The 25,173-nt window shown below is 67.6% G+C and carries 26 protein-coding genes; 8 read left to right on the top strand and 18 right to left on the bottom strand.

Annotation, left to right across the window (positions count from 1 at the left end; genetic code table 11):
* Window positions 1-14: 14 nt before the first annotated feature.
* Complete coding sequence (gene smpB / locus LC066_RS08150; RefSeq protein WP_222477424.1) at window positions 15-488, bottom strand: SsrA-binding protein SmpB; 474 nt, start codon at window positions 486-488, stop codon at window positions 15-17.
* A gap of 157 nt (window positions 489-645) precedes the next feature.
* On the opposite strand from smpB, the gene LC066_RS08145 reads away from it, so the two are divergent.
* Window positions 646-1,668 carry an NADP-dependent oxidoreductase gene (locus tag LC066_RS08145; protein WP_224897842.1) on the top strand — a complete coding sequence of 341 codons (1,023 nt, stop codon included), beginning with the start codon at window positions 646-648 and terminating at the stop codon, window positions 1,666-1,668.
* Between the two features lie 136 nt (window positions 1,669-1,804).
* On the opposite strand, the gene LC066_RS08140 is transcribed toward LC066_RS08145, so the two are convergent.
* Window positions 1,805-2,482, bottom strand: coding sequence for a DsbA family protein (locus LC066_RS08140; protein ID WP_085889086.1), 678 nt, complete (start codon window positions 2,480-2,482; stop codon window positions 1,805-1,807).
* Window positions 2,483-2,498: 16 nt separating this feature from the next.
* Complete coding sequence (locus tag LC066_RS08135; protein WP_222477420.1) at window positions 2,499-3,011, bottom strand: DUF721 domain-containing protein; 513 nt, start codon at window positions 3,009-3,011, stop codon at window positions 2,499-2,501.
* A 143-nt stretch (window positions 3,012-3,154) separates the two neighbouring features.
* Here LC066_RS08135 and LC066_RS08130 point away from each other — a divergent pair, with 143 nt between their 5' ends.
* Together LC066_RS08130 and LC066_RS08125 are read left to right on the top strand one after the other, a co-directional pair.
* On the top strand, window positions 3,155-4,219 hold the full coding sequence (locus LC066_RS08130; RefSeq protein WP_224897840.1) for an A/G-specific adenine glycosylase: 1,065 nt from the start codon (window positions 3,155-3,157) through the stop codon (window positions 4,217-4,219).
* A 26-nt stretch (window positions 4,220-4,245) separates the two neighbouring features.
* Window positions 4,246-5,385, top strand: coding sequence for an alkane 1-monooxygenase (locus LC066_RS08125; RefSeq protein ID WP_224897838.1), 1,140 nt, complete (start codon window positions 4,246-4,248; stop codon window positions 5,383-5,385).
* 242 nt (window positions 5,386-5,627) lie between these two features.
* On the opposite strand, the gene LC066_RS08120 is transcribed toward LC066_RS08125, so the two are convergent.
* From LC066_RS08120 to ade, 4 genes are all read right to left on the bottom strand, one after another.
* Window positions 5,628-6,689, bottom strand: a complete 1,062-nt coding sequence (locus LC066_RS08120) for an acyl-CoA dehydrogenase family protein (protein ID WP_224897836.1) — start codon at window positions 6,687-6,689, stop codon at window positions 5,628-5,630.
* A 2-nt stretch (window positions 6,690-6,691) separates the two neighbouring features.
* Entirely contained in the window at window positions 6,692-7,876 is a 1,185-nt protein-coding gene (locus LC066_RS08115; RefSeq protein WP_224897834.1) for an acyl-CoA dehydrogenase family protein, read from the bottom strand.
* Between the two features lie 13 nt (window positions 7,877-7,889).
* Window positions 7,890-9,986, bottom strand: a complete 2,097-nt coding sequence (locus tag LC066_RS08110; RefSeq protein ID WP_224897832.1) for a 3-hydroxyacyl-CoA dehydrogenase NAD-binding domain-containing protein — start codon at window positions 9,984-9,986, stop codon at window positions 7,890-7,892.
* A gap of 120 nt (window positions 9,987-10,106) precedes the next feature.
* Complete coding sequence (gene ade / locus LC066_RS08105) at window positions 10,107-11,807, bottom strand: adenine deaminase (RefSeq protein WP_224897830.1); 1,701 nt, start codon at window positions 11,805-11,807, stop codon at window positions 10,107-10,109.
* 124 nt (window positions 11,808-11,931) lie between these two features.
* Here ade and LC066_RS08100 point away from each other — a divergent pair, with 124 nt between their 5' ends.
* Both LC066_RS08100 and LC066_RS08095 read left to right on the top strand, forming a co-directional pair.
* Entirely contained in the window at window positions 11,932-12,621 is a 690-nt protein-coding gene (locus tag LC066_RS08100; protein WP_224897828.1) for a fumarylacetoacetate hydrolase family protein, read from the top strand.
* 165 nt (window positions 12,622-12,786) lie between these two features.
* Window positions 12,787-13,323: a TetR/AcrR family transcriptional regulator gene (locus tag LC066_RS08095; RefSeq protein WP_224897826.1), complete on the top strand. Its 537-nt coding sequence runs from the start codon at window positions 12,787-12,789 to the stop codon at window positions 13,321-13,323.
* A 154-nt stretch (window positions 13,324-13,477) separates the two neighbouring features.
* Here LC066_RS08095 and recO read toward each other — a convergent pair whose 3' ends face one another.
* The gene (recO, locus tag LC066_RS08090) at window positions 13,478-14,230 is read right to left on the bottom strand and encodes a DNA repair protein RecO (RefSeq protein WP_224897825.1); all 753 of its coding nucleotides are present in this window, start codon (window positions 14,228-14,230) and stop codon (window positions 13,478-13,480) included.
* A 57-nt stretch (window positions 14,231-14,287) separates the two neighbouring features.
* Here recO and LC066_RS08085 point away from each other — a divergent pair, with 57 nt between their 5' ends.
* Window positions 14,288-14,911, top strand: coding sequence for a Pr6Pr family membrane protein (locus LC066_RS08085; RefSeq protein WP_224897823.1), 624 nt, complete (start codon window positions 14,288-14,290; stop codon window positions 14,909-14,911).
* A 13-nt stretch (window positions 14,912-14,924) separates the two neighbouring features.
* On the opposite strand, the gene LC066_RS08080 is transcribed toward LC066_RS08085, so the two are convergent.
* On the bottom strand, window positions 14,925-15,254 hold the full coding sequence (locus tag LC066_RS08080) for a DUF1491 family protein (protein WP_222477407.1): 330 nt from the start codon (window positions 15,252-15,254) through the stop codon (window positions 14,925-14,927).
* 195 nt (window positions 15,255-15,449) lie between these two features.
* Between LC066_RS08080 and LC066_RS08075 the strand changes: the two genes are divergently transcribed.
* Complete coding sequence (locus LC066_RS08075; protein ID WP_224897821.1) at window positions 15,450-15,638, top strand: hypothetical protein; 189 nt, start codon at window positions 15,450-15,452, stop codon at window positions 15,636-15,638.
* A 114-nt stretch (window positions 15,639-15,752) separates the two neighbouring features.
* Here LC066_RS08075 and era read toward each other — a convergent pair whose 3' ends face one another.
* From era to LC066_RS08045, 6 genes are all read right to left on the bottom strand, one after another.
* The gene (era, locus tag LC066_RS08070) at window positions 15,753-16,661 is read right to left on the bottom strand and encodes a GTPase Era (RefSeq protein ID WP_224897819.1); all 909 of its coding nucleotides are present in this window, start codon (window positions 16,659-16,661) and stop codon (window positions 15,753-15,755) included.
* An 85-nt stretch (window positions 16,662-16,746) separates the two neighbouring features.
* Window positions 16,747-17,634, bottom strand: a complete 888-nt coding sequence (locus tag LC066_RS08065; protein ID WP_224897817.1) for a DMT family transporter — start codon at window positions 17,632-17,634, stop codon at window positions 16,747-16,749.
* On the bottom strand, window positions 17,631-18,317 hold the full coding sequence (gene rnc, locus LC066_RS08060; RefSeq protein WP_222477403.1) for a ribonuclease III: 687 nt from the start codon (window positions 18,315-18,317) through the stop codon (window positions 17,631-17,633). Before rnc ends, LC066_RS08065 begins: the two co-directional genes overlap by 4 nt.
* Window positions 18,318-18,417: 100 nt before the next feature.
* The gene (gene lepB / locus LC066_RS08055) at window positions 18,418-19,260 is read right to left on the bottom strand and encodes a signal peptidase I (protein WP_085889102.1); all 843 of its coding nucleotides are present in this window, start codon (window positions 19,258-19,260) and stop codon (window positions 18,418-18,420) included.
* A gap of 315 nt (window positions 19,261-19,575) precedes the next feature.
* Window positions 19,576-19,974 carry a holo-ACP synthase gene (gene acpS / locus LC066_RS08050; protein ID WP_222477402.1) on the bottom strand — a complete coding sequence of 133 codons (399 nt, stop codon included), beginning with the start codon at window positions 19,972-19,974 and terminating at the stop codon, window positions 19,576-19,578.
* A gap of 157 nt (window positions 19,975-20,131) precedes the next feature.
* Entirely contained in the window at window positions 20,132-20,320 is a 189-nt protein-coding gene (locus LC066_RS08045) for a hypothetical protein (protein ID WP_224897815.1), read from the bottom strand.
* Between the two features lie 121 nt (window positions 20,321-20,441).
* Here LC066_RS08045 and LC066_RS08040 point away from each other — a divergent pair, with 121 nt between their 5' ends.
* The gene (locus tag LC066_RS08040; protein ID WP_224897813.1) at window positions 20,442-21,335 is read left to right on the top strand and encodes a LysR substrate-binding domain-containing protein; all 894 of its coding nucleotides are present in this window, start codon (window positions 20,442-20,444) and stop codon (window positions 21,333-21,335) included.
* On the opposite strand, the gene LC066_RS08035 is transcribed toward LC066_RS08040, so the two are convergent.
* The 3 genes from LC066_RS08035 to LC066_RS08025 all read right to left on the bottom strand — a co-directional run bounded on the left by LC066_RS08035 (window position 21,336) and on the right by LC066_RS08025 (window position 25,113).
* Window positions 21,336-22,085 (bottom strand): pyridoxine 5'-phosphate synthase, encoded by a 750-nt coding sequence (locus tag LC066_RS08035; protein WP_222477396.1) that lies wholly within the window; start codon window positions 22,083-22,085, stop codon window positions 21,336-21,338.
* A 198-nt stretch (window positions 22,086-22,283) separates the two neighbouring features.
* On the bottom strand, window positions 22,284-22,955 hold the full coding sequence (locus LC066_RS08030) for a DUF2062 domain-containing protein (RefSeq protein WP_222477394.1): 672 nt from the start codon (window positions 22,953-22,955) through the stop codon (window positions 22,284-22,286).
* 10 nt (window positions 22,956-22,965) lie between these two features.
* The gene (locus tag LC066_RS08025; RefSeq protein WP_224898157.1) at window positions 22,966-25,113 is read right to left on the bottom strand and encodes a RelA/SpoT family protein; all 2,148 of its coding nucleotides are present in this window, start codon (window positions 25,111-25,113) and stop codon (window positions 22,966-22,968) included.
* Window positions 25,114-25,173: the final 60 nt, after the last annotated feature.

The raw sequence follows: 25,173 nt of genomic DNA, 5'->3' as shown, positions 1-25,173 counted from the left end.
CCCGGGGCGGCGCGTCAGTGCTGTTCCTTCAGCAGGCGCTGCTTCTGCCGGTTCCAGTCGCGTTTGGCCTCGGTCGCGCGCTTGTCGTGGTTCTTCTTGCCCTTGGCGATGCCGATCTTCACCTTCGCCATGCCGCGATGGTTGAAGTAGAGGACCAGCGGCACCAGGGTCATCCCCTTGCGCTGCGTCGAGTTCCACAGGTTCGCCAGTTCCTTCTTAGAAACCAGCAACTTGCGCCGGCGACGATCCTCGTGGCCGAACATCGCCTGCTCATAGGGGGCGATGTAGGAGTTGACCAGCCACAGCTCGCCGTCCTCCACCGCCGCATAGCTTTCGGCGATGTTGGACTGGCCCGTGCGCAGGCTTTTCACCTCGGAGCCCTGCAGCTGGATCCCGCACTCCAGATCGTCCTCGATCGCATAATCGAAACGGGCGCGGCGGTTCTCCGCGATGACCTTGTAATTCGGGTTTTCTGGTTTCTTCGCCATGATCGGGCCTCTTTACGCCAGCCGGGCGGGCACTGTCCATCCGGGGGTTCTTCGCCCCGATCCGGCCACGCCGCAGCGTTGCGGAAACGATTTCCGCAAAGCGGGTTGTCGCGACCGCCGGATGCCTTAACCTGTGTGCAAAGGAAAGGATTTCAAGATGACCGACACGATGCAACGGATCGTCCAGGCGCGCCGTCCCGATGGCTTCCCGGTGGAGGAGGATTTCCGGCTGGAAGAGATCCCCCTGCCCAGCCCCGGCGAGGGCGAGATCCTGGTGAAGGTGACCCACCTGTCGCTGGATCCCTACATGCGCGGCCGCATGGATGACGTGGCCAGCTACGCGGAACCGCAGAAGCTGAATGAAACCATGGGCGGTGGCGCCGTGGGCGAGGTGCTGGAAAGCCGCAGCGAGGCCTTCGCGCCGGGCGACCTGGTGCTGGGCTTCTTCGGCTGGGCCAGCCACGGCGTGGCGCCCGCAAAGGCCTGCCGCAAGCTCGACCCCGAGCTGCCGCCCTCCACCGCGCTTGGCGTGCTGGGCATGCCCGGCTTCACCGCCTGGGCAGGGCTGGAGGCCTATGGCAAGCTAAAGAAGGGCGAGACCCTGGCGGTGGCCGCCGCCACCGGCCCCGTGGGCTCCATGGTGGGTCAGCTGGCGAAGCTGAAGGGTCTGCACACCGTGGGCATCGCTGGCGGGCCGGAAAAGGTCGGCCTGCTGACCGATCGCTTCGGGTTTGATGCCGCCATAGACCACCGCGCCCATGGCGACGCCAAGGCGATGCGCGGCGCCTTGGCCGAGGCCGCCCCAGACGGCATCGACGTCTATTTCGAGAACGTCGGCGGCCCGGTCCTGGGTGGTGTGCTGCCGCTGATGAACCTGCACGGGCGGATCATCGTCTGCGGCATGATCGCCTGGTACTCGGGCGAAACGGATGAGACCGGCTCGATCCCGCTGCAGAAGGTCTGGCGCATGGCGCTGGTGAAGCGACTGACGATCCAGGGCCTGCTGCAGACCGACCACACCGACCGCTTCGGCGACTTCCTGGCCGAAGTCACGCCGCTGGTGAAATCGGGCCAGGTCTCCTACCTCGAAGACGTGGCCGAGGGGCTGGAAAACACCCCCAAGGCCTTCTTCTCGATGCTCAAGGGCGGCAACACCGGCAAGCAGGTGGTGAAGCTCTGAGGCGCTCCGGCGGGCGGAGGCACTCGCCCGCCAGTCGCGCGCCGTCAGAGCTGCGGCCGCGACCGAAGCCCCCGGAAATATAAAAGGCGCGCCCCCTGCGGGCCGCGCCTCTCATTCGCTGCGGAAAGGGCCGAAGTCAGCCTTCCAGCTTGCCGTCCAGGATCTCCTGCAGGTCGGCGTAGGTCATGTTCGAATGCTTCTCGCCGTCGATCAGCAGGGTCGGCGTGGCGTTGATCTCATCCGCCTGGGCGTTCTTCTGATACCAAGCGGTCAGGGTGCGGGCCATGTCCACGTCGTTCAGGCATTCCTCCAGCGTGGCATCGTCCATGCCGGCCAGCCGCCCGATCTTGCGCAGGTTGTCGGCGATCTGCGCCTCGCTCTCGGCGCCGCGCAGCCAGGTGTCCTGCGACTTGTAGTACATCGACGCCAGGCCAAAGAACTTGTCCGGCCCCGCACAGCGCGCAATCATCGAAGCCCAGAGGCCGTAGCGATCGAAATAGACATCGCGGTAGATGAACCGCACCTTGCCGGTGTCGATGTAATCCGTCTTCAGCCGGTTGAAGACGCGCTCGTGGAAATCGGCGCAATGCGGGCAGGTGAAGGAGGCGTATTCCACCATCGTCACCGGCGCATCCTCGGCGCCAAGGGCCATCTCCACCACAGACGAGGTGTCGATCTCGTCCAGCTCGGGGCTGGCCGCCCCGGCGTTGACCTGGGTCTGGGCCTCGGCCGGGCGGTTCATGTACCAGATGCCGCTCCCGGCGGCGGCTGCGACGACGGCAGCGCCGCCTCCGATGAGGAACCTGCGATCCATTATGGGTCGTCCTTTCTCAAGTCCTGTTTGTCTTGTTCAAAACGTTCTGGGCCAGCCGCTCCAGCGCATCTTTCAGGCCGGTATCGGCGACACCCTCGGCCACCTCGTGGGCCTTCGCAACCACCTCGGGCGGAGGCGGCGGCGGAGTGTAACTGGCCTGGCTGCGCTCGAAGGCGACGCGGCCTTCCTCGAACCCGGTGCGCGCGGTCTGGGTGATGCGCACGCGCGAAATGGCGTTGTAGCCGTAGACGCCGTTGACCTTGGCGCGCAGGCGTTCCTTCTCCATTTCCAGCACCGGGGCATGGGCGCCGGTGGTCAGCAGGACCAGCGTGGCCCCCATGGCACCGCGGCCATATTTCACCTCGACCGGGCGGGCCATGGCGGCGATGTCGCTGCCAGCGATCTCTTCCCAATGGGTCAGCAGCCGCGACACGGCAAAGCCGCGGGCCTCGCCAGCCTTGCGGATGCGGGTCTCCAGCAGGCCGTAGGTCCGCTTGAAACCATAGGTCGAGGTCGCGCGTCGCGCCATTGCGTCGGGCCTTTCGCTTTTGCCGGGCCGCCGGGAAATCCTTGCGCCGAAGGGTTGCATCCCCCCGGCCCGCACTATTCTAGTCACCGCAAACGGGCACGCCAGCCTGAAAGGCCGTGCCCGCCCCTGACGAGGCATAAAGAATGCGTGACACGGCGCAAGCGGCGGATCTTCTTTCCTGGTACGACCAGCACGCAAGGGCCCTGCCCTGGCGCGTGCCCCCGGCCGAAAGCCGGGCCGGCCACCGCCCCGATCCCTATCACATCTGGATGTCCGAGGTCATGCTTCAGCAGACCACGGTGGCCGCGGTGAAGGAGTATTTCACCCGTTTCACCACCCTCTGGCCGACCGTGCAAGACCTGGCCGCCGCCGACGATGCCCGAGTGATGGGCGAATGGGCGGGCCTGGGCTACTACGCTCGCGCCCGCAACCTGCTGAAATGCGCCCGGGTGGTGGTGGCCGACCACGGGGGCCAGTTCCCCGACACCCGCGAGGCGCTGCTGAAACTGCCCGGCATCGGCCCCTATACGGCCGCCGCCATCGCATCGATCGCCTTCAACCGGGTCGAGACGGTGGTCGACGGAAACGTCGAACGGGTCATGGCGCGGCTCTTCGACATCCACACGCCCCTGCCCGCGGCCAAGCCCGAGCTGACGGAGAAGGCCGCCCTGATGACGCCCGGGGACCGCCCCGGCGACTACGCCCAGGCGGTGATGGACCTGGGCGCCACGATCTGCACCCCCCGTTCGCCCGCCTGCGGCATCTGCCCCTGGGTCGCCCCCTGCGCCGCCCGCGCCGCCGGCACCGCGGCCGAGCTGCCGAAGAAGACCCCGAAGAAACCCAAGCCCACCCGCGTCGGCGTCGCCTATATCGCACGCCGCGCCGATGGCGCCTTCTTGCTGGAAACCCGCCCCGACAGGGGGCTTCTGGGCGGCATGCTGGGCTGGCCCGGCTCCGACTGGGCCGAGGAGGTGCCGGATCACAGCCCCCCGGTGGAGGCGGACTGGCGCGACCCGGGCGCCGAGGCCCTGCACACCTTCACCCATTTCCACCTGCGCCTGGCCATCCGCGTGGCCGATCTGCCCCGGGGCAGCAACCCCGAACGCGGGCAGTTCCTGCCGCCGGAGCGGTTCCGCCCCTCGGATCTGCCCACCGTGATGCGAAAGGCGTTTGACCTGGCCCGCGCCAGCTTCGTAGACATGAGCTGACGCGCGTCTCCGCCCCGGGAGGGCACATGATGAGCACTTCGCAAGACATCTCCACCTTCACCCGCGCGGCGCCCTTCTGGCTGTCGCTGCTCATGGTGCCGCTGATCGTCATCGGCACGGTCTACGGCGGCTGGACCGTCCTGCTGGCACCACTCTACGGGCTGGGCCTCTTTTCCCTGCTGGATCGCCTGCTGGGCCTGAACACCGAGAACGCCGATCCCGGCACATCAGTGGACGATCTCTTCTGGTATCGCGCCATCACGCTGATCTGGGCGCCGGTGCAGTTCGTCACGCTGTTCTGGGCGATCTGGTACACCCGCCAGACCGAAACCCTGGGCCTGCTGGAGGTGATCGTGCTGTTCTACGGCGTCGGGCTGATGTGCGGCGCCATCGGCATCGTCTACAGCCACGAGCTGATGCACCAGACCAACAAGCGCGAACGCTGGCTGGCGGACATCCTGCTGGCGATGACGCTTTATTCCCATTTCCGCAGCGAACACCTGCTGGTGCATCACGTGGCCGTCGGCACCCCGCGCGACGCGGTGACGGCGCGCTACAACGAGAGCTTCCCGCATTACTTCTGGCGCGTGCTGCGCGACTGCCCGCGCTCCGCCTGGAAGACCGAGGTGGCGCGGCTGAAACGCAAGGACCTGCCACCCACCGACCGCCGCAACCCCTTCTGGCGTTATGCGGCCCTTCAGGGGGCCATGCTGCTGATCACGCTGCTTGTTGGCGGCCTGCCGGGGCTGGTCCTGTTCCTCTACCAAGCCTTCATCGCCGTCTGGATGCTGGAGCTGACGAACTACGTCGAACACTACGGGCTGACGCGAAAATACCTCGGGAATGGCAAATTCGAACATGTGAAGCCGCATCACAGCTGGAACGCCTCGCACACCGCGACGAACTGGCTGCTGATCAACCTGCAGCGCCATTCGGACCACCATTACAAGCCCGACCGCCGCTTTCCGCTGTTGCAGACCTATACCGATGGCGAGGCGCCGGAGCTACCGCATGGCTATCCGCTGATGACCATGCTGGCGATGATCCCGCCGCTATGGCGGCGGCGCATGAACCCGCGCGTGCGGCTGTGGCGACAGATGTACTATCCCGAGATCACCGACTGGACGCCTTACAAGACGGGGCGCCACGAAGGGTTGCCGGGGTAGGCAAGGGGGGCTCTGCCCCCCGCCGCTTCTGCGAAGCGACTCCCCCCGGAGGTATTTGGAACGAGATGAAGACAGGGGGGGGGGCCGCGCCAGGCCAGGCGGCCTCCTTTTGCAAGGAGAGCGTGCAAGCGCCTGTGGCAAAAGGCGAGCGCCGCACAGGGCACCGTCCCGCTCCTTCATCTCGTCGGAAATACCTCCGGGGGTCCGGGGGCAGCGCCCCCGGCCCGGGGTCAGCCCAAGGCTCAGGCGGCCATCATGCGGGACAGGTGGTAATCGGTGTCGCCCAGCTGGGCGTCGATCATCACCAGCCGCTTGGCGTAATGCGAGCCGGGATATTCCCAGGTCATCGCGATGCCGCCGTGCATCTGGATCGCCTCCTCCGCCACCAGGCGCCCGGCGCGGCCGATCAGGTTTTTCGCCATCGAGGCATAGCGCCCGGCCTCGGGCCCGTCCAGCTCTGCCGCGGCCTTGATGGTGATCGAACGGGCCTGTTCGATCTCGGTCAACATGTCGACGGCACGGTGTTGCAGCGCCTGGAACTGGCCAATGGCCACGCCGAACTGCTTGCGGGTGCGCAGGTAGTCCAGGGTCATGGCGTAAAGCGCATCCATCGCCCCCACGGCCTCGGAACACAGCGCCACGATCCCGGCATTGACCGCATCAGCCAGGGCCGCCCCTGCATCCGCGATCAGGAGACGCCCCGGCGTGGCGTCCAGCACAACTTCCGCCGCACCGCCGCCGTCGATCATGCCGTAGCCGGTGACCGAGGCCGCCTCGGCCGCCACCTCGAAAAGCGCCACCTTGCCGTCGAGCTTTGCTGCCACCAGCAGCTTCTCGGCCACCTGGCCGCCGTAGATCACCGATTTGCGACCTGTCAGCGCGTGGCCCTCGCCCGAGGTCACGGCCTCGGTCCCAACGGCCCCAATGTCATACCAGGCGTCGATCTCGCCGATGGCCACGGCGTATTTCACCGCACCTGACAGCAGCGCCTCCTGGTCCTCGCCGGCGGCAGTCATCAGGCGCGCGGCCATCAGCGCGGCCAGCACTGGCTCGGGACAGAGCGCGCCGCCAAGCGCCTCGAAGACGACCGAGACGTCGAAGCCGGTACCGCCGAAGCCACCGGCCTCCTCGGGCGCCAGGGCATAAAGCGCGCCCAGCTCGCTGAGGCCCTGCCAATGCGCGGGCGCGTGGAACGGCTCGGCATAGGCGGCGGCGTTGCGCACCTCCATCGGGTATTTCTCGCGCAGGTAGCGGGTCAGGCTGTCCGACAGCATCTGCCGGTCTTCGGTCAGGGAGAAATCCATCGTCACAGCTCCAGCATGGTTTTGGTCAGGATGTTGCGCTGGATCTCGTTGGACCCACCGTAGATCGACGTCTTGCGGTTGTTGAAATAGCGTGCCGCGTTGTGCGCCGCGTCTTCCGGCGCGGGCGCGAGGTTGGCCGAGAGCATGCCCGGGAAGGGCGCCGCCGCGGGCCCGAGCGCCCGGCGCGCCAGATCCTTCAACTGTTGCGCGATGACCGTGCCCTTGATCTTCAGGATCGAGGTTTCGGGCCCCGGCGCGCCCTGTTGCTGCGCCTTGTAGAGCATCCGGAGGTTGGTGATCTTCATCGCCTCCAGGTCGATCTCCACCTGGGCCACGCGGGCGGCAAACAGCGGATCCTCGATCAGGGGGCGGCCATTGCGTTTCACCTGCCGCGCCAGCGCCTTCACCTCTTCCAGCGACTGCATGGAGAAGCCGACGCCGGCGATATTGGTGCGTTCATGGGTCAGCAGGAACTTGGCGATGGTCCAGCCCATGTTCTCTTCGCCGACCAGGTTTTCCGCCGGCACGCGAACGTCGGTGAAGAAGACCTCGTTCACCTCGTGCCCGCCCTCGATCAGTTTGATGGGGCGCATTTCGATGCCCGGCGTGTCCAGGTCGACGAGGATGAAGCTGATGCCCTTCTGCGGCTTCACATCCGGGTCCGTCCGCACGAGGCAGAAGATGCGGTTGGCGTGCTGACCCAGTGTCGTCCAGGTCTTCTGACCGTTGATCACGTAGTGGTCGCCGTCGCGCACCGCACGGGTTTTCAGGCTGGCCAGGTCCGACCCGGCGCCCGGTTCGGAATAGCCCTGACACCACCAGTCCTCGCCCGACAGGATGCGCGGCAGATATTCCTGCTGCTGCTCTTTCGAGCCGAACTGCATCAGCACCGGGCCCAGCATCGCCAGGCCGAAGGGCACGATGCGCGGCGCATAGGCGCGGCAGGCCTCCTCCTCGAAGATATGCCGTTCGACCGGGGACCAGCCGGGGCCGCCGAACTCAACCGGCCAGGTGGTGGCCAGCCAGCCCTTTTCGTTCAGGATCGCATGGTAGCGGTCCATGATGTCCTTGGTCAGCTCGCCCCCCTTGCGGACGGCGCTGCTGATGTCCTCGGGCAGGTTGGCGGCGAAGAAGGCGCGCACCTCCTCGCGGAAGGCCTGTTCTTCAGCCGTGAAACTCAGATCCATGTCTTTTCCCCCGTCAAGACTTGTTCAAATCGGCAAAGCTGGTGCCCTCGGCCGCCATGCGGCGCAGGATCGCGGGCACCTGCCAGTAATGCGGGTCGTCCTCGGCGTAACGCTCGATCCGGGCGACGATTTCCGCCGCGCCCAGGGTATCGGCGTAGTGCAGCGGCCCGCCGCGGAAGCGGGGGAAGCCGTAGCCGAAGAGGAAGACCATATCGACGTCGAGGGGGCGCTTGGCGGTGCCATCCTCGACCACACGGGCGGCCTCCACGATCATCGCGGTCATGTAACGGTCGACGATGTCCTGATCGCTGAAGGCGCGCGGCGTGAGGCCCTTTTCGGCGCGCACCGCGTCGATGATCTCGGCGACCTCGGGGTTGGGCACCGGGGCGCTGGCGTCGTAGAGGTAGTAGCCGCGACCGGTCTTGCGCCCGAACCAGCCCCGTTCGCAGATCCGGTCGGGGATGTCGCCGGCATAGCGTTCGGCCGGATCGCGGTCACCTGCCTTGCGCTTGCGCGTCTCCCAGCCGATGTCGAGGCCCGCCAAATCGCTGACCTTGTAGGGCCCCATGGCAAAGCCGAAGTCCTCCAGCGCGCGGTCCACCTGCTGGGGCGAGGCGCCGTCCAGCACAAGGTAGCCGGAACAGAGTCCGTAGTGAGCCAGGATCCGGTTGCCGATGAAGCCGTCGCAGACCTGCGCCAGCACGCCGACCTTTTTCAGCTTTTTCGCCAGGGCAAAGCCGGTGGCCAGCACCTCGGGCGCGGTCTCGGCCCCCTGCACGATTTCCAGCAGGCGCATCACATGGGCCGGGCTGAAGAAGTGCAGGCCCAGCACGTCGGCAGGGCGCGAGGTAGCCGCCGCGATCTCGTTGATGTCGAGGTAGGAGGTGTTGGAGGCCAGCACCGCGCCGGGTTTGCAGATCGCGTCCAGCTTGCCGAAAATCTCGCGCTTAACCTCCATCTTCTCGAAAACCGCCTCGATCACCAGATCGACCGCGGCCAGGGCGTCCAGCTCCAATGCGGGGGTCAGACGACCGAGCGCGGCGTCCTTCTTTTCGGCGCTCATCTTGCCGCGCTTCACCGCACCGTCGAGGTTCTTGCCGATGGTGGAGACGCCCCGGTCCAGCCCCTCTTGCGCGACCTCAACCAGCACCACGTTCAGGCCCGCCGACAGGCAGGCGGTGGCGATGCCCGATCCCATGGTGCCGCCGCCGATCACGCCAACGGTCTGCACATCACGCGACGGGCCCTTGGCCTCGGGGATGTTCGACACGGCGCGTTCGCCGAAGAAGGCATGGATCAGGCCCGCGCGCTGCGGCGTCTCCATGCAGTCGAGGAAACACTGCCGCTCGACCTTCAGCCCCTCGGGCAGCGGCAGGTTGCAGGCCGCGATGGCATCGACGCATTTGCCGGGGTTCACCAGGTTGGGGTTCTTCGCCTGGGCGGCGGCCTTCGCCTCGGCCAGCAGGTCGGCGTCATAGGCGGCCTCGATCTGGTCGGTACGGCGCGTGGGCAGGTCGCCTGCGACGACGGCCTTCGCCATGTCCAGCGCGACGGCGCGCGGCTCCCCCGTCACGACACGGTCGATGGCCCCCGCTTCCGCCGCTTCCTCCACCGGCACCTGACGGCCCGACAGGGACATATCCAGCGCAAAGGGGATGCCCGCCAGACGCGGCAGGCGTTGCGTCCCACCGGCGCCGGGCAGCAGGCCGATCAGCACCTCGGGCAGGCCGACCTTGGACCCCGCGATGGCCACGCGGGCGTGACAGCACAGGCCCAGTTCGAACCCGCCGCCAAGGGCGGTGCCATGCATCACGGCGACGACCGGGATCGCGCTCTGCTCGATCACGTTGAAGACGTCGGGTAGCGCGGGCGGTTTCGACGGCTTGCCGAACTCGCGAATGTCGGCGCCCGCCATGAAGGTGCGGCCGGCGCACCAGATGGCGATGGCCTTCGCCTCGCCCGCGCCGTTCAGCGCCTCCATCGCCTCGACCAGCCCCACGCGCACCGCATGACCGCTGGCATTCACCGGCGGGTTGTCGATGCACACCAGCGCCACGTCGCCCAGAATTTCGGTCGTGACGACGTTCTCCGACACAGCTCCGTCGGCCATGGCGTTCTCCCTCTCTCCCCGCGCGACCTCCACCGCCGCGCCTCATTGAGGAGCGACGTTAGGCCCTCGCGGAGAGGGGGTCAAGTTTTGCGGAAACAATTTCCGCAAAGCGAAATCAGATCAGGAGATGATCTCGAACTTCTCGACGTCGACCATGCCCCGGTCGGTGATCTTCAGCGCCGGAATGACCGGCAAGGCGAGGAAGGCCAGTTGCAGGAAGGGTTCTTCCAGCGTCACGCCCAGCCCCTTGGCGGCGGCACGCAGATCGACCAGGGCGTCCCGCACCACCTCGAAGGGCTCCAGACTCATCAGCCCCGCCACCGGCAGCGCGACCTCGGCCAGAACCTTGCAGCCCTCGACCACGACGAAGCCGCCCTCGATCTCCCCCAGCCGGTTGGCGGCCAGGGCCATGTCGTCGTAGTCGACGCCGACGCAGGCGATGTTGTGGTGATCGTGGCAGACGGTAGAGGCGATGGCGCCCCGTTGCAGGCCGAAGCCCTGCACGAAGCCGGTGGCGATATTGCCGTTCTTGCCGTGCCGTTCGACCACGGCGATCTTCACCAGATCGCGGGACACGTCGGGGCGCTTGTCGCCGTCGGTGATGGCGATGTCCTCATGCAGGTGGCGGGTGATGATGCGACCCTCGTCGATGCCGATCACATCCGTATCCTCATGGTTGGCCGAGGTGCGGAAGTTGGCGCCGGTCACGCTGCGCGCCTTGACCGAGTTGCGGCCCACCGGGTCGATCAGCTCGCGCGCGGCGAAGGCGGCATCGTCAACCACCACGCCACCGGCCAGCACCATCTCGGCGCGGCACTCCGCCGGGTCGTCCAGCACCACGATATCGGCCCGCTTGCCCGGGGCGATCTGGCCGCGATCCTTCAGGCCGAAGGCCTCTGCCGCAGACAGTGAGGCGGCACGGTAGACCGCCAGCGGCGGGCAGCCCAGCCGGATCAGCTCCCGGATCATGTAGTCCAGATGCCCATGCTCGCCGATATCCAGCGGGTTCCGGTCATCGGTGCACAGGCACATGTAGGCAGAGGTGATCTCGGTCAGCAGCGGTTGCAGCGCGTGCAGGTCCTTGGAAACGGAGCCTTCGCGGATAAGCACCCGCATCCCCTTCTGCAGCTTCTCCCGCGCCTCTTCTGCCGTGGTCGCCTCATGCTCCGTCCGGATGCCGGCGGCGACATAGGCGTTCAGGTCGCGGCCCGACAGCTGCGGGCAATGGCCGTCGATATGTTCGCCCCGGAACAGCTCCAGCTTCTCCAAGCAACCGGGGTCGCGAAAGATCACGCCGGGGTAGTTCATGAACTCCGCCAGGCCGATGCCCTGGGAATGCCCTTTCAACGGGGCAAGATCGGCGGCCGTGATCTCGGCCCCGGCGGTTTCCATGTGCGAGGAGGGCACGCAGGACGACAGGTTCACCCGGATGTCCATCAGGGTGCGGCGGGCGGCCTCCTGGAAATAGCGGATGCCGGGCACGCCGATCACGTTGGCGATCTCATGCGGGTCGCAGATCGCCGTGGTCACCCCGCGCGGGCCGACGCAGCGGTCGAATTCAAACGGCGTCACCATGCTGCTTTCGATATGCAAATGCGTGTCGATAAACCCGGGCACCAGCAGTTTCCCGGTCACGTCGATCTCGCGCTGGCCCTCGTAGGTCTCGCCGATGCCGACGATGCGGCTGCCGCAGATGGCCACGTCGCCCGGCACCTCCATCCCCGTCACCATGTCCCAGACCCGGCCGCCCTTCAGCACCAGGTCGGCGGGCGCATCGCCGCGCCCCTGGGCAATCATCTCATCTAGCTGTTCCTGTGCCATTTCGGGCCTCCGTCGCTGGTTTCCCCCAAGAGGCCCCATGCCCGCCCGCTTGTCCAGCGCAGCCCTCTCTTGCCGCCCGCCCAGGCGCCCGCTACCTCTGGAGCATCGCAGCAAAGGACCGCCCATGCCCCTCTTCGACCTGCCGCCCATCCCCGACCTGCCCGTCCTGGAGGAGGCGCAGGGCTATCCCGTGCGCCGCATCTTCTGCGTCGGGCGCAACTACGCGGCCCATGCAGCCGAAATGGGCAACGAGGTGCCCGAGCAGCCGTTCTATTTCACCAAGTCGCCCGCGAACATGGTTCTGACCGGCGCGACCCTGCCCTATCCGCCCGGCACATCGGACTTCCACCACGAGGTGGAGCTGGTGGTGGCCCTGGGCGCAGAGCTGTTCCGGGCCACCCCGCAGGACGCGGCGGGCGCCGTCTACGGCTATGGCACCGGGCTGGACATGACCCGGCGCGACCTGCAGATCGCCGAGCGCAAGAAGCAGCGCCCCTGGGACCTGGGCAAGGACGTCGAAGGCGGCACGGTGCTGGGCCCGCTGACCCGCGCCGCGGACGTCGGACCGCTGGGCGCGCAGGCGATCACGCTGGACGTGGACGGCGCGACGCGCCAGGCCTCCACCCTCGACCTTATGATCCACGATGTGCCGCATCTGCTGGCCCATCTGTCGGGCTTCTACCACCTGCGTCCGGGGGACCTGGTGCTGACCGGCACCCCCGAAGGCGTCGGCCCGGTCGCCCCCGGCATGACCCTCACGGGGCGCATCGACGGCCTGTCGCCGGTGACGCTGACCCTGGGTGAGATGGCCTGATATGTCACCTGACATAGCCCTCGGGACAAAGGCCGCAGCGTCGCCGCACAGATAGGCAATTTTTTGCTCACACCCGGACAGAAAGCGCTATGGACACCCGCGAATGTGACCGCTGTCACATCCTCCCGATTGCTGCGCCGCGGCAGCTCCGATACCGTCTGACCCATGAGTAAACGGTCACGACTTTCCCCCGACGACTGGCTTCGCGCCGGTCTGGATGCCCTCAGCGCTGCCGGTCCCGAAGCGCTGAAGGCCGAACCCCTTGCCCGCAGCCTGGAGACCACAAAGGGCTCCTTCTACTGGCATTTTCCCGATGTTCCGGCCTTCCGTCAGGCCCTGCTGAAATTCTGGGGCAGCGAGGCCGGTGGCCTGCTGGCCGAGACGCCTTCCGACCGGACCGAGGCCGTGGCCCAGCTGCACGCGCTGGTCCGCGACGGGTTCTCCCCCGAACCGGCGGCCGAGGCGGCGATGCGCGCCTGGGCCCGTACGGACCCGTCGGCGGCGGAAACTCTGGCGCAGATCGACGCCGCGCGACTGGATCACCTGCAAGAGCTGCTGACGCGGATCGGGGTGACCAATCCCGAAATCGCGCGCCTGCTTTACGCCGCTCAGATCGGCCTGCCGCAGATCGCCGGCGCCGAAGACAGCGACGACACAGCACCGCTTGATACGCTGGTCGACCTGGTGCTGGCCCTGCGCTGAGCAGGACCGACGCCCTCCCATTCTCCCATTCTCTCCCCAAAGGCCCCGAAAGAGGGCGGGCCGCGCGCCGCAGGCGCCGGCCTCGCCCGGGCCACCTCCCCCCCCGCCTTGCCCGCAATGCGGAACGTCAGGATTGCGCCAGACCCGCAGCCGGTCAGCCAGCCTGTGAAGGCGCCGCCTCACCCAGCCGCTTTTCGATCTGCCGCACCAGCCGCGCCCGCGCCTCGGGCAGGGGTTTCGTGCCCAGTTCCGGCGCCAGGTGGTTTTCCAAGAAATGCCCGGTCACCCGCAGCCCCGCCACGACCTCTGCATCCGGGGCCAGCCCCTCGCCGCGCAGAACCGGCGGCAGCGGCAACAGCCGGTCCACGTAGTCCCCCGCCCCGGCCCGCGTCACCGCCCGCCCCGTCCGCGGCGAGACGAACGCAAGCCCCTCCACCGCGCCGGTCACCGCACAGGCCGTCAGGTCGAGGCCAAAGCCCGTGTCCTCCAGCAGCGCCATTTCCCAGCGCAGATAGGCCAGCGGCCAGACATCGCCCTGCTCCAGCAGGTCCAGCAACTGCTCGGTCTGCCGATAGAGGCGCCCGTGCGCCTCCCGTTCCGGCAGGGCGAAGGACAGCAGGGCACAGACGGATCCCAGCCCGGCCAGCGCCAGCCGGTCGCCCAGGGATTGGGCAGCGCGCGAGCGGACGGGCTCGACGGTGAAATTTCCCAGCTGGTCCTCCAGCCGCGCGCGCCAGGTGATGTCCAGCTGCGCGCCGGGCTGCAACACCGGCGCCAAGCGGCGCGAGGCGCCCCCGCGGATCAACCCGGCATGGCGTCCGCGGGCCTCGGTGAAGACCTCGGCGATCGCCGCGCTTTCGCCATGCGGACGCACCGCCAGCAGTATTCCCTCGTCACGCCATTCCATGCCGACACATCATCGGTGGGGTTGCGACCCGGGGCAAGATCAAGCAGCTTCCGGGCCATGGATTTTCGCTCCAACGCCCTCAATGCTCCCGCCCGCCTGACCGCCCGGCTGATCGCGCTCCTGGCGCTGGTTGCGCTTGGTGCCCAGGCGCTGGTCACGGCGGCTCTGTACCCGGAGTACAGCGCGCTCGACACCGCCTGGCACATGCTGCGCTATTTCACCAACCTGACGGCCCTGCTGGCGCTGGTGACCTTCGCCGGCATGGGCGCCACGCGCCGCGGCGCGCATCGTCTGTGGCTGGGCGGGCTGGCCCTGTGGGAAGGCATGACGGCGGCGATCTACCATCTGCTGCTGGCGCGCGAGGGCCTGACGGGGCTGGAGCTCTGGGCCGATCACGGGCTGCATACGGTGCTGCCCGGCGCGGTGCTGCTGTGGTGGCTGGTCTTCGCCCGCAAGGACCGGATGCGCCCCTGGGCCGCAGTGGCCTGGCTGGTCTGGCCCGGAATTTACATCGGCTATGCCCTGGCCCGGGGCCAGTCGGACGGCTTCTACCCCTATTTCTTTCTCGATCCCGAGCAGGTCCGCTGGGACGGGGTCGCGGTCTGGTCGGGGATGATCGGGCTGGGCTTCTTCGCCGGCGGTCTGGTGCTGCTCTTCCTCGCCCGGCTGCTGCGGCGCTGAGGCGCCGCGCCGTTCACTCCGCTAGGCCGGGTTCGTCCAGCAGGTGACGGCCCTGCCGGTCCTCCACCTCGACCACCCAGAGGTCGGGATCAAAGCCGCGCTGCCGCGCCACGGCCTCGTCGACCGCGCGCTCCTCGCCCTCGCTCAGCACCGTCCAGCGGCGCTCACCGGTCATCAGGTCGAAACTGCGCTGATAGAGCACGGCCTGCCCGTCCAGCGTGTTCATCTTCACCAGCACCGCCCCCGCATGGTCATCGCCATGGGCGGTGACGAAGGCGGGAATATCGGCCAGCCGCAGACGGGCCAGGTAGGCGTCGATCCAGAACCGGGCTGTCAGCCGCATGTCACTCTCCTTTGGCGGGCTCCTTTGACGGGATGCTTCCCCATGACACGCCGCGCGCCCGGCGCACAAGTCACCCGTGGTCAGCGCCAGTGGGCGCGGCGCGCGCCTTTCTTTCGTCCGATTTCCGGCCTAGGGTCCTCCGGTCGGCCCCGTCCCGTACCAGGAAGATGCCGGCCCAACCAGGAAGGAGCGACCATGCCGATACCAGCAATGATCCTCATCGCCCTGGGCCTTGCAGGCTCCGGGGCCTTCCTGACGGGGCTGGCGCCCGGCCTCACCGGTGCCGGGCTGCATGCCGCCGGGGCCGTGCTGCTGCTGGCAGGCGTCCTGTGGTGGCGCATCGCCGCCCGCCGCCGCGCCAAACGCGCCGCCGCCGAAAGCTGACGTCCCGACGCTCAGGGCAGCCCCTTGGCAGCCCTCGACGATCATCCCGGAAGGTCCAAAGGCTCAAGAGCGGGCAGAGCGCGCCCTGTCCACCAGTCGCGCCAGGCCCAGGGATCAGGCGTTGCCGTCCTTGAAATCCAAGCCCATCTCGGAATAGCGCTCGGCCTCTTCCAGCCAGTTCTCGCGCAGCTTCACCTGCAGGAACAGGTGCACCTTGCGGCCCAGGAACTCTTCCAGCTCCTCGCGGGCGGCCTTGCTGACGGCCTTGATCGTCTCGCCCTTCTTGCCCAGCACGATACCCTTGTGACCATCGCGGCTGACATAGACCATCTGGTCGATCCGGGCCGACCCGTCCTTGCGCTCTTCCCAGTGCTCTGTCTCCACGGTCAGCTGGTAGGGCAGCTCCTGGTGTAGCCGCAGGGTCAGCTTCTCCCGGGTGATCTCGGCGGCGATCATGCGCATCGGCAGATCCGCGATCTGGTCCTCGGGATAGAGCCAGGGGCCCTCGGGCATCTGCTCGGCCAGCCAGCCGCGCAGCGCCTGCACCCCATGACCCTTCTCGGCGGAGATCATGAAGGTCTCCTCGAAGGGATACCGCTTGTTCATCTCGTCGGTCAGGGACAGCAGCACGGGCGATTCCACCCGGTCGATCTTGTTGATCGCCAGGGCGACCTTGCGACCCCTGGGCAGCTTGTCGAGACCGTCGAGGATCGCCTCGACGCCGGGCGTGATGCCGCGATGCGCCTCGATCAGCAGGACGATCACATCGGCATCGGCGGCCCCGCCCCAGGCGGCGGCGACCATGGCGCGGTCCAGGCGGCGACGCGGGCGGAACAGCCCCGGCGTGTCGACGAAGACCAGCTGCGCCTCACCCTCCATCGCCACGCCGCGAATACGCGCGCGGGTGGTCTGCACCTTGTGGGTGACGATCGAGACCTTGGCCCCCACCATGCGGTTGGTCAGGGTCGACTTGCCCGCATTGGGCTCTCCGATCAGGGCGACGAAGCCCGCCGATGTGCTCATGCTATCCGTCCTTCAAGCGAAGTGCGCTCTCTAGAGGCTTTTAACGCAGCGCGCCAGCCCTGTCTGCCATGCTGTGATCCGCGGATCACGGCCCCTCTGGCGCCGGCGGCACCGCGCCCCGCCCCGAACGCATCAGAGTGTAGGTGCCCGACACCACGATCAGCAGCCCTCCCGCCAGGGTCCAGAGGTCGGGACGTTCGCCGAAGAAGAGATAGGCGATCAGGAGGGCGATCAGCAGCCGCGAATAGCGGAAGGGGGCCACGACCGAGACCTCGCCCGACCGCATCGCCACGGTCAGCGCCGTGTAGGCCGAGACCCCGACGAGGCCGAGGGCCAGCACCCGCGCGCCCTCCCCCGCCTCCGGCAGGCGCGGCGGCGCGGTGTCGAAGATCATGAAGACGAGGCCCGCGCAGGTGATGACAAGGAAGCCGAGGGTGCCCAGCTGGCGCCCCGACACGGCCGGCGGCGCCATGCGCGTGGCCAGGTCGCGCCCGGCAAAGCCGATCATGCCCAGCAGGGCAAAGACCGACTGCGGCTCGAAGGCGGCGGGCGTGGGTTTCAGGATCAACAGCACGCCCAGAAATCCGAAGGCCATGGCGATCCAGCGGCGCGGCCCGACCCTCTCCCCCAGCAGGACGGCGGCCCCCAGGGTGACGAAAAGCGGCGCGGCCTGCAGGATCGCGGAAGTGGAGCTGAGCGGCGTGAAGGCCAGCGCGAGCGCGAAGAACAACCGCCCCACCAGTTCGATGGCCGAGCGGATCAGCAGGCGCGGGCGCAGCGCGTCGCGGGTCAGCGCCGGTTCTCCGGCCTGCCAGCAGAGGCCGGAAAACAGCAGCGTGCCGATGAGGCCGAAGAGCAGCGTGGTGAACCCCGGCGGCAGGGTGGTGACGATCCCCTTGAAGATGGCGTCCTCAATGGCGAAACCGATCATCGCCAGGACCATGAAGAGGCTGCCGCGCAGGTTCGTGCTCACCCTTCGGTCTCCAGCCGGGCCAGCAACCGCGCGGCGGCCTGCTGTTCGGCGGCGCGTTTCGAGGTCGCCTGGGCCTGGGCCTCCTCGCCGGTCTTCAGACGCGCGGCGATGGTGAAGACGGGGGCGTGATCCGGCCCTTCGCGGGCCAGTTCCACATAGGCGGGGGGCGGCTGGCGCCGGGCCTGGGCCCATTCCTGCAGGGCGGTCTTGGCGTCGCGCGCGTCTTCCTCGACATCCTTGATGCGCTGCCCCCAGAGGCGCAGGATCATCTCCTTCGCCGCATCGAAACCGGCGTCGAGGTAGACGGCGGCAATCACCGCCTCCATAGCATCGCCCAGCAGAGCCTGCTTGCGCCGGCCGCCGGACATCTGTTCCGAGCGCCCCAGCTTCAGCACCGCGCCCAGCTCGATCTCGCGGGCGATCTCGGCGCAGGCCTCCTTGCGCACCAGCGCGTTGAAACGCGGGGCCAGCTGACCCTCGCTTGCGCCCGTATCCTCGAACAGAAGCGCCTCGGCCATCACGAGGCCCAGCACCCGGTCGCCGAGGAACTCCAGCCGCTGGTTGTCGGGCCGCGTGGGCGAGGAAACGGAGCTGTGGGTGACCGCGCGCATCATCAGTTCGGGCCGGGCGAAGTCATGTCCCAGCCGCGCCTGAAAGGCCTTCAACTCGCTTGAAATCTTCATACGCCGGTTCCCGCTGCGGATTGCCGCCTTAAAAAGCGCAAAGCCGCCGCCCGTGCAAGGGCCGCGGCTTTGCCGGAAGGGTCCTGCGCCCTTGGGCGCGTTACTCGATCGGCTCCAGGAAGCGATCGCCGCGCCAGTCCCAGAAGAACAGCAGCGAGCGGCCCGCGGAGGAGAAGATCACCCGGTTGGCGCGGCCGATCAGGTTCTCGTAGGGCACGAAGCCCACGCCGCCGCCCGCCTGGGAGAAGCGCGAATCGGTGGAGTTGTCGCGGTTGTCGCCCATCATGAAATACTCGCCCTCGGGCACGGTGAAGACGGCGGTGTCATCGGCGCGCGAGGAATAGCCCACGTTCAGCACCGAATGGGTCACCCCGTTGGGCAGGGTTTCCAGGAAGCGTTCCTTTTCACAGGTGCCCCCCAGGCCGACGGTGGCATCGTTGAAGCAGCGCGGCATGCGCCCCTGGGGCCCCTGCGGGCCATAGGGTTCCACGAAGGTGCCGGCGGGCTCCATCTCGACGGCCTCGCCGTTGATGTGCAGCACCGAATCGATCATCTGGATGCGGTCGCCCGGCAGGCCGATGACCCGCTTGATGTAGTCCTCTCCGCTGACCGGATGCCGGAAGACGGCCACGTCCCCGCGCTCCGGCTCCGACCCGAACAGGCGGGTATTGTCGTTGTCGAGGAAGCCGCAGAGGTCCTTGGCATCCAGGTCGATGCCGAACCGCTGGATGCGGATGTTCGGGCAGGAGGCATAGGAGTAGCCGTAGGACATCTTGTTCACGAAGAGGAAGTCGCCGACCAGGAGCGTGTCCTTCATCGACCCCGAGGGGATCCAGAACGGCTGGAAGAAGACACTGCGGAAGACCCCCGCGATGATCAGCGCCCAGAAGATCGTCTTGATGGTTTCCCACAGGAAACTGCTCTCGCCCTCAGCCTTGGCCATGCCCGTCCGGTCCTTCCTGCCTGGTGGTACGCCCCGCCCGCGCGAAGCAGCCCGGCTTTCATGCGGGGGGCAGGCGGACAAGTCAACACGGGCCGGGGAAAAGCCTCCGAACGGTCTCGGGAACGTGTTTCACGGGGCGCGCGCGTGCGCGGCGGGGAGGGCTCCCGATGCCCGCGCCAGGAAATGGGCCTCGCGTCCCGTAATGGGCGAAAGGTTCGTTCATGTGCTGGCTGGAAACATCCCGGCGCCGGGCCCGATGCGGGCGAACGCGCGGGACAGGAGCGCCGAAGCTGACCCTCCTGGGGGAGCACCTTGTTAGAGCGGGCGCGCCTCGATCACCACGAAGGCCTGGGCCCAGGGGTGGTCATCGGTCAGGGTGACATGGACGATGGCCTCATGCCCCGGGGGCGTCATCTCTGCCAGGCGGTCGGCGGCCCAGCCGGTCAGGGCCATGACGGGCTGCCCGGTGCCGAGGTTGCTGACGGCCATGTCCTTCCAGGCGATGCCCATGGCCAGCCCGGTGCCAAGCGCCTTGGAGCAGGCCTCCTTCGCGGCCCAGCGTTTGGCATAGGTGCCAGCCTCGTCCTTGCGACGGCTGGCCTTGGCCTGTTCGATGGGGGTGAAGACCCGGTTGCGGAACCGGTCGCCGTGGCGATCCAGCACGCGCTGGATGCGCTCGATATTCGCCAGGTCCGTTCCGATTCCCAGGATCATGCCATACCCCTTGTTGCAGGGGACAAAACTGGCGCGGGTCGGGGGTGGGATTCAACAGCTATTTCGCGGCACATGACGCGCCGCGACAGGGTCGCGAGGATCGCGACATTCGGATGGGGGAACACGGCGCCCGGGGGCGCCTGCGCCGGACGGGCCTTCAGCAGGCCGCGGGACGGGCGGCCGCGGGCGCGGCCACGCGGCTGTCCCGGCAGGCCTCGCGCGCGGGCGCCATCGGCGGCACCAGCGGCAGGTCGGCCAGTTCGCGCGGGGTCATCCGGGCGATCTCGGGGGTGTCCATCGACTCGCGCGAGGTCGCGCGAGGGGCAGAACGGAACCAATTGAACATGGCTTTCTCCTTTCTTGGTTTCAGATGAACCCAACATAGGGACACGCCGGACCCTTTTTAATTGCAGCAAAGGTATAGCCAGGTTTAGCTAAGCTATATGAACCCGCTGAACCGTCTTCACTTGAACAACCTGCGCGCCATCGAGGCCGTGGCCCGCACCGGCACCCTGCGCGGGGCCGCGGCAGAGCTGGGCATCACCCCTGGCGCCGTGTCGCAACAGGTGGCCCGCGCCGAGGAAACCCTGGGCCACAAGCTCTTTGATCGCCGCCCCGAGGGCCTGCGCCCGCTGCCCGGCACCGAGGAGTTCTTTCGCCTGCTGACCTCGGGCTTTCGCCAGCTGACGGCGGCGGCGGAGTTGGGGCGGCGCGACCGGGGCGGCCAGCTGTCGCTGTCCTGCGCGCCGATCTTCGCCGCGCGCTGGCTGATCTGGCGGCTGCCGGGGTTCTATCGTGATTTCCCGGACATCAAGGTGCGGCTGGACAGCCAGGCGGCCCTGGCGGATCCCAACGACGGCGAGATCGACTTTGCCATCCGCATCGGGCGCGGTCCCTACCCCGGGCTGCGCGCCCAGGCGCTGTTCCCCCTGCGCATCGTGCCGGTCTGTTCGCCGGACATGGCGCGCACGATCACCAGCCAGCAGGATTTCGCCTCGGTGCCGATCATCCGCGACACCAACGCCATGTTCTCCTGGGACGACTGGCTGGCCCCCGAAGGCGCCGGCGGCCTGCCCCTGCGCGACGGGCCGGAGTTTTCCGAGGCCTCGCTCTGCCTCGATGCGGCGATGTCGGGGGCGGGGGTCTTCCTCAGCTTCGAGACGCTGTGCCGGGATGCGCTGGACCAGGGGCGGGTCTGCGCGCCGATCCCGCGCTTTCACCGCACCGACCTGCGCTACTGGCTGCTGTCGCACGGAGAGCTGTCACTGTCACCGGAACAGCGGCTGTTCCGCAAGTGGCTGATCGACAGCACCGGGGCCGAGGGGCTGGGCCACCGGGGGATCGTCAGCGGCGGGGCCTGATCAGGCCCGCGCCTCGTCCATCAGGCGGCGCATCTCGGTGATCGCCGACGGCAACCCGCGGAAGATCGCCTCGCCGATCAGGAAATGGCCGATGTTCAACTCGCGCAGCTCGGGGAAGGCGGCGACGGGCACGACGGTGTCGTAGGTCAGACCATGGCCCGCGTGGACCTCCAACCCCAGGGAATGACCGAAAGCGGCCATCTCGCGCAGCCGCTCCAGCTCCGCGTCGCGGTCATCGAAACGGCCCTCGGCATGGGCGTCGCAGTAGGCGCCAGTGTGCAGTTCGATCACCTCGGCACCGATGCGGTTGGCGGCCTCGATCTGGGCGCGGTCGGCGGCGATGAAGATCGACACCCGACAGCCCGCCTCGCGCAGGGGCGCGATGAAATGGGCCAGGCGGTTTTCCTCGCGCGCCACTTCCAGCCCGCCCTCGGTGGTCCGTTCCTCGCGCTTTTCGGGCACGATGCAGACCGCGTGGGGCTTGTGGCGCAGGGCGATGGCCTGCATCTCGTCGGTGGCAGCCATCTCGAAGTTCAGCGGCACGCTCAGCGCGGCGGCCAGCGCCTCGATGTCGGCATCCGAGATATGGCGGCGATCCTCGCGCAGGTGTGCGGTGATCCCGTCGGCGCCCGCCTCCTCGGCCAGCTTCGCCGCGCGCAGCGGATCGGGATAGGCGCCGCCGCGCGCGTTGCGCACCGTGGCCACATGGTCGATGTTCACACCCAGACGCAGTTTCGGCTGATCGCTCATGACGGGACTCCCTTCGCGTTGCGCCAATTCATGCCGCAGCCTCCGGCCAAGCGCCACCCCCCAAACACCACCAAATCCCCCGCGCCACGCCGCCCCAGGCGCGGCCCGCCCCTGTCTTCACTTCGTAGAAAATACTCCGGGGGGAATTGCGCCGCAGGCGCAAGGGGGGCAGAGCCCCCGCCCGCCCGAACCACCAGCTCAGCGTTTCGGCTTGGCGCTCTTGGCGGCGGACTTTGCCCGCATCGCCGCCAGCTTGGCCTTCAGGGCGCCCTTGCGGCGGGCCTGGTAGGCCCGGATCAGCGGCACCGAGATCCAGTAACCGATCAGCCCGGCGATCACGCCCGGGATCAGCCCGCCCACCATGTAGGGGAAGAAAATCTCGTGGTAGAAGGCCGCCAGCCCCTGCCAATTGGCATCCACGTCGGTGAACAGCGCCCAAAGGTTGTCCTTCAGATCATCCGCTGCCGCCACGAACTTGCCCCCGAACCCATGGGTGATCCCGTCGGGATGCGGCGCAGGGCCCGGGCCGTTGCGCATGCCAAGCAACCAGTAGCCGGTCTGCAGCGACACCACCCCGATGGGTACGAAGGTCAGCGGGTTGCCGACAAATGTCGCCAGCAGCGCAGCCAGAACGTTGCCGCGCAGGATCACCGCCAGCAGGGCGGCGACGACGAAATGCATCCCGTAAAAGGGCGTGAAGACGGTGAAGATCCCGGCGAAGATGCCGCGGGCGATCTTCTCCGGCGTATCGGGCAGCCGCCGCAGCCGATGCTTGACGTAGTGAAAGGCACGGGTCCAGCCCCCACGGGGCCAGAAGAACTCGAAGGCGATCTTCCAGTAGGGTCGTCTGTCCCGACGTTTAAAGACCACTAGGGCGACCTCAGGGGCTTGGAGAAGGCGCCGCCGGCGGCTCCTCCGGTTTGCGATGGCGCGAGACAGAGGCCACATCCGCCTCGGCTTCCAGGGCCGAGATCAGGTTGTGCAGATGTTCCGCGTCCCGCAGCTCCACGTCGACCAGCAAGCGGTAGAAGTCCGGCTTCCGATCCAGGAACTCAAGGTCCGAGATATTGGCCTTCTGCTCCCCGATCAATGTGCAAATCCGCCCAAGCACCCCCGGATCATTTGCCAGAACGAGATCGAGCGTAACGCCGTAAATTGCGGCATGGCGACCGACCTGCCAGTGCAGGTCGACCCAGCGATCCGGCTGATCCTCGTAGGCCGACAGGCTTTCGCAGTCGATCGCATGCACCTGCAAGGGCCGCCCGCGCCAGGTGATGCCGACGATCCGCTCCCCCGGCAGCGGCTGGCAGCAGCGCGCCCGCTTGAAGCTCTGGCCCTTTTCCAGGCCGATCAGGGCGCGATCGCGGCTCAGCGCCTCGCCCTCGTCGCTGGCCATCAGTTCGGGATAGAGGACGTTGACCACCCGCGCCACGCGCAATTCGGCCCGGCCCAGCTGGGCCAGCAGCTCATCCTTGCCATCCTCGATCCGCAGCTTCTTGGCGGCGGTTTCCAGCACCTTGTCGGTGGCCTTCTTGCCGACGTGTTCAAAGCCCGAGCGCGCCAGTTCGCGGCCCAGCTTGATGTAGCGTTCGCGGTCCACCTCGCGCAGTGCCCGGCGAATGGCGGCCTTGGCGCGGCCCGTCGTGGCGATGTCCAGCCAGGTGGCCTGCGGCTCCTGGCCCTCGGCGGTGATGATCTCCACCGACTGGCCGTTCTTGATCCGGGTCCAAAGCGGCACACGCATGCCGTCGATCTTGGCGCCCACGCAGGCAGACCCGATCCGGGTGTGAATCGCATAGGCAAAGTCGATCGGCGTCGCACCGCGCGGCAGTTTCACCACCTCGCCCTTTGGGGTGAAGCAGAAGACCTTGTCGGAATACATCTCCAGCTTGACCGCTTCGAGGAAATCCTCGTGATCCTCGTCGGCGCCCATCTGTTCGGTCAGCGCGCTGATCCAGCGGGTGGGGTCGACGGCGAAGGGGTTCTCGGCCTTCACGCCATCCTTGTAGGACCAGTGCGCGGCGACGCCGGCCTCGGCCACCTCGTGCATGGCGCGGGTGCGGATCTGCACCTCCACGCGCTTGCCGTCGCGGCCCGAAACCGTGGTGTGGATGCTTCGGTATCCGTTCGACTTCGGCTGGCTGATGTAATCCTTGAACCGGCCGGGGATCGACTTCCACCGCTGGTGGATGACCCCCAGGGCGCGATAACAGTCATCCTCGGTCTCGGTGATGACGCGGAAGCCGTAGATGTCGGACAGACGGGAGAAGCTCTGTTTCTTCTCCTCCATCTTGCGCCAGATCGAATAGGGCTTCTTGGCGCGGCCGTAGACCTGGGCGGGCACGTCATGTTCGGACAGCACCTTGCGCATGTCCTTGGTGATCCGCTCGATCACGTCGCCGCTTTCGTTCTGCAGCATCAGGAACCGGCGGATGATCGAGTTGCGCCCCTCGGGGTTCAGCACGCGGAAGGCCAGGTCTTCCAGCTCCTCGCGCATCCACTGCATGCCCATGCGGCCTGCCAGCGGGGCGAAGATGTCCATCGTCTCCCGCGCCTTCTGCTGCTGCTTCTCCGGCTTCATCGCCTTCAGCGTGCGCATGTTGTGCAGGCGGTCGGCCAGCTTCACCAGGATCACGCGCATGTCCTTGGACATGGCCATGAACAGCTTGCGGAAGTTCTCGGCCTGCTTCGTCTCACTCGACGACAGTTGCAGGTTGGTCAGCTTGGTGACGCCATCGACCAGTTCGGCCACGTCCTCGCCGAACATCTCGGCGACCTGGGCATAGGTGGCGCGAGTGTCCTCGATCGTGTCGTGCAGAAGGGCCGTGACGATGGTGGCATCGTCCAGCTTCTGCTCGGCCAGGATCATGGCCACGGCGATGGGATGGGTAAAATAGGGCTCGCCCGAACGGCGGAACTGCCCTTCGTGCATGTCGCGCCCGAAATCATAGGCGCGACGCAGCATGTCGGCGTTGCATTTGGGGTTGTAGGCGCTGACCAGCGTGATCAGCTCCTCGACCGGCACCATGTCCGCGGTTTCGGATGCAGCCTCCATCGCGGCCCCCTCTTCCCTGCGCGGCGCATCCGC

Origin of the sequence: Pseudooceanicola marinus, assembly GCF_020177265.1 — a bacterium.
Lineage (GTDB): Bacteria > Pseudomonadota > Alphaproteobacteria > Rhodobacterales > Rhodobacteraceae > Pseudooceanicola > Pseudooceanicola marinus_A.
This window is presented reverse-complemented; position numbering and strand designations above follow the sequence as displayed.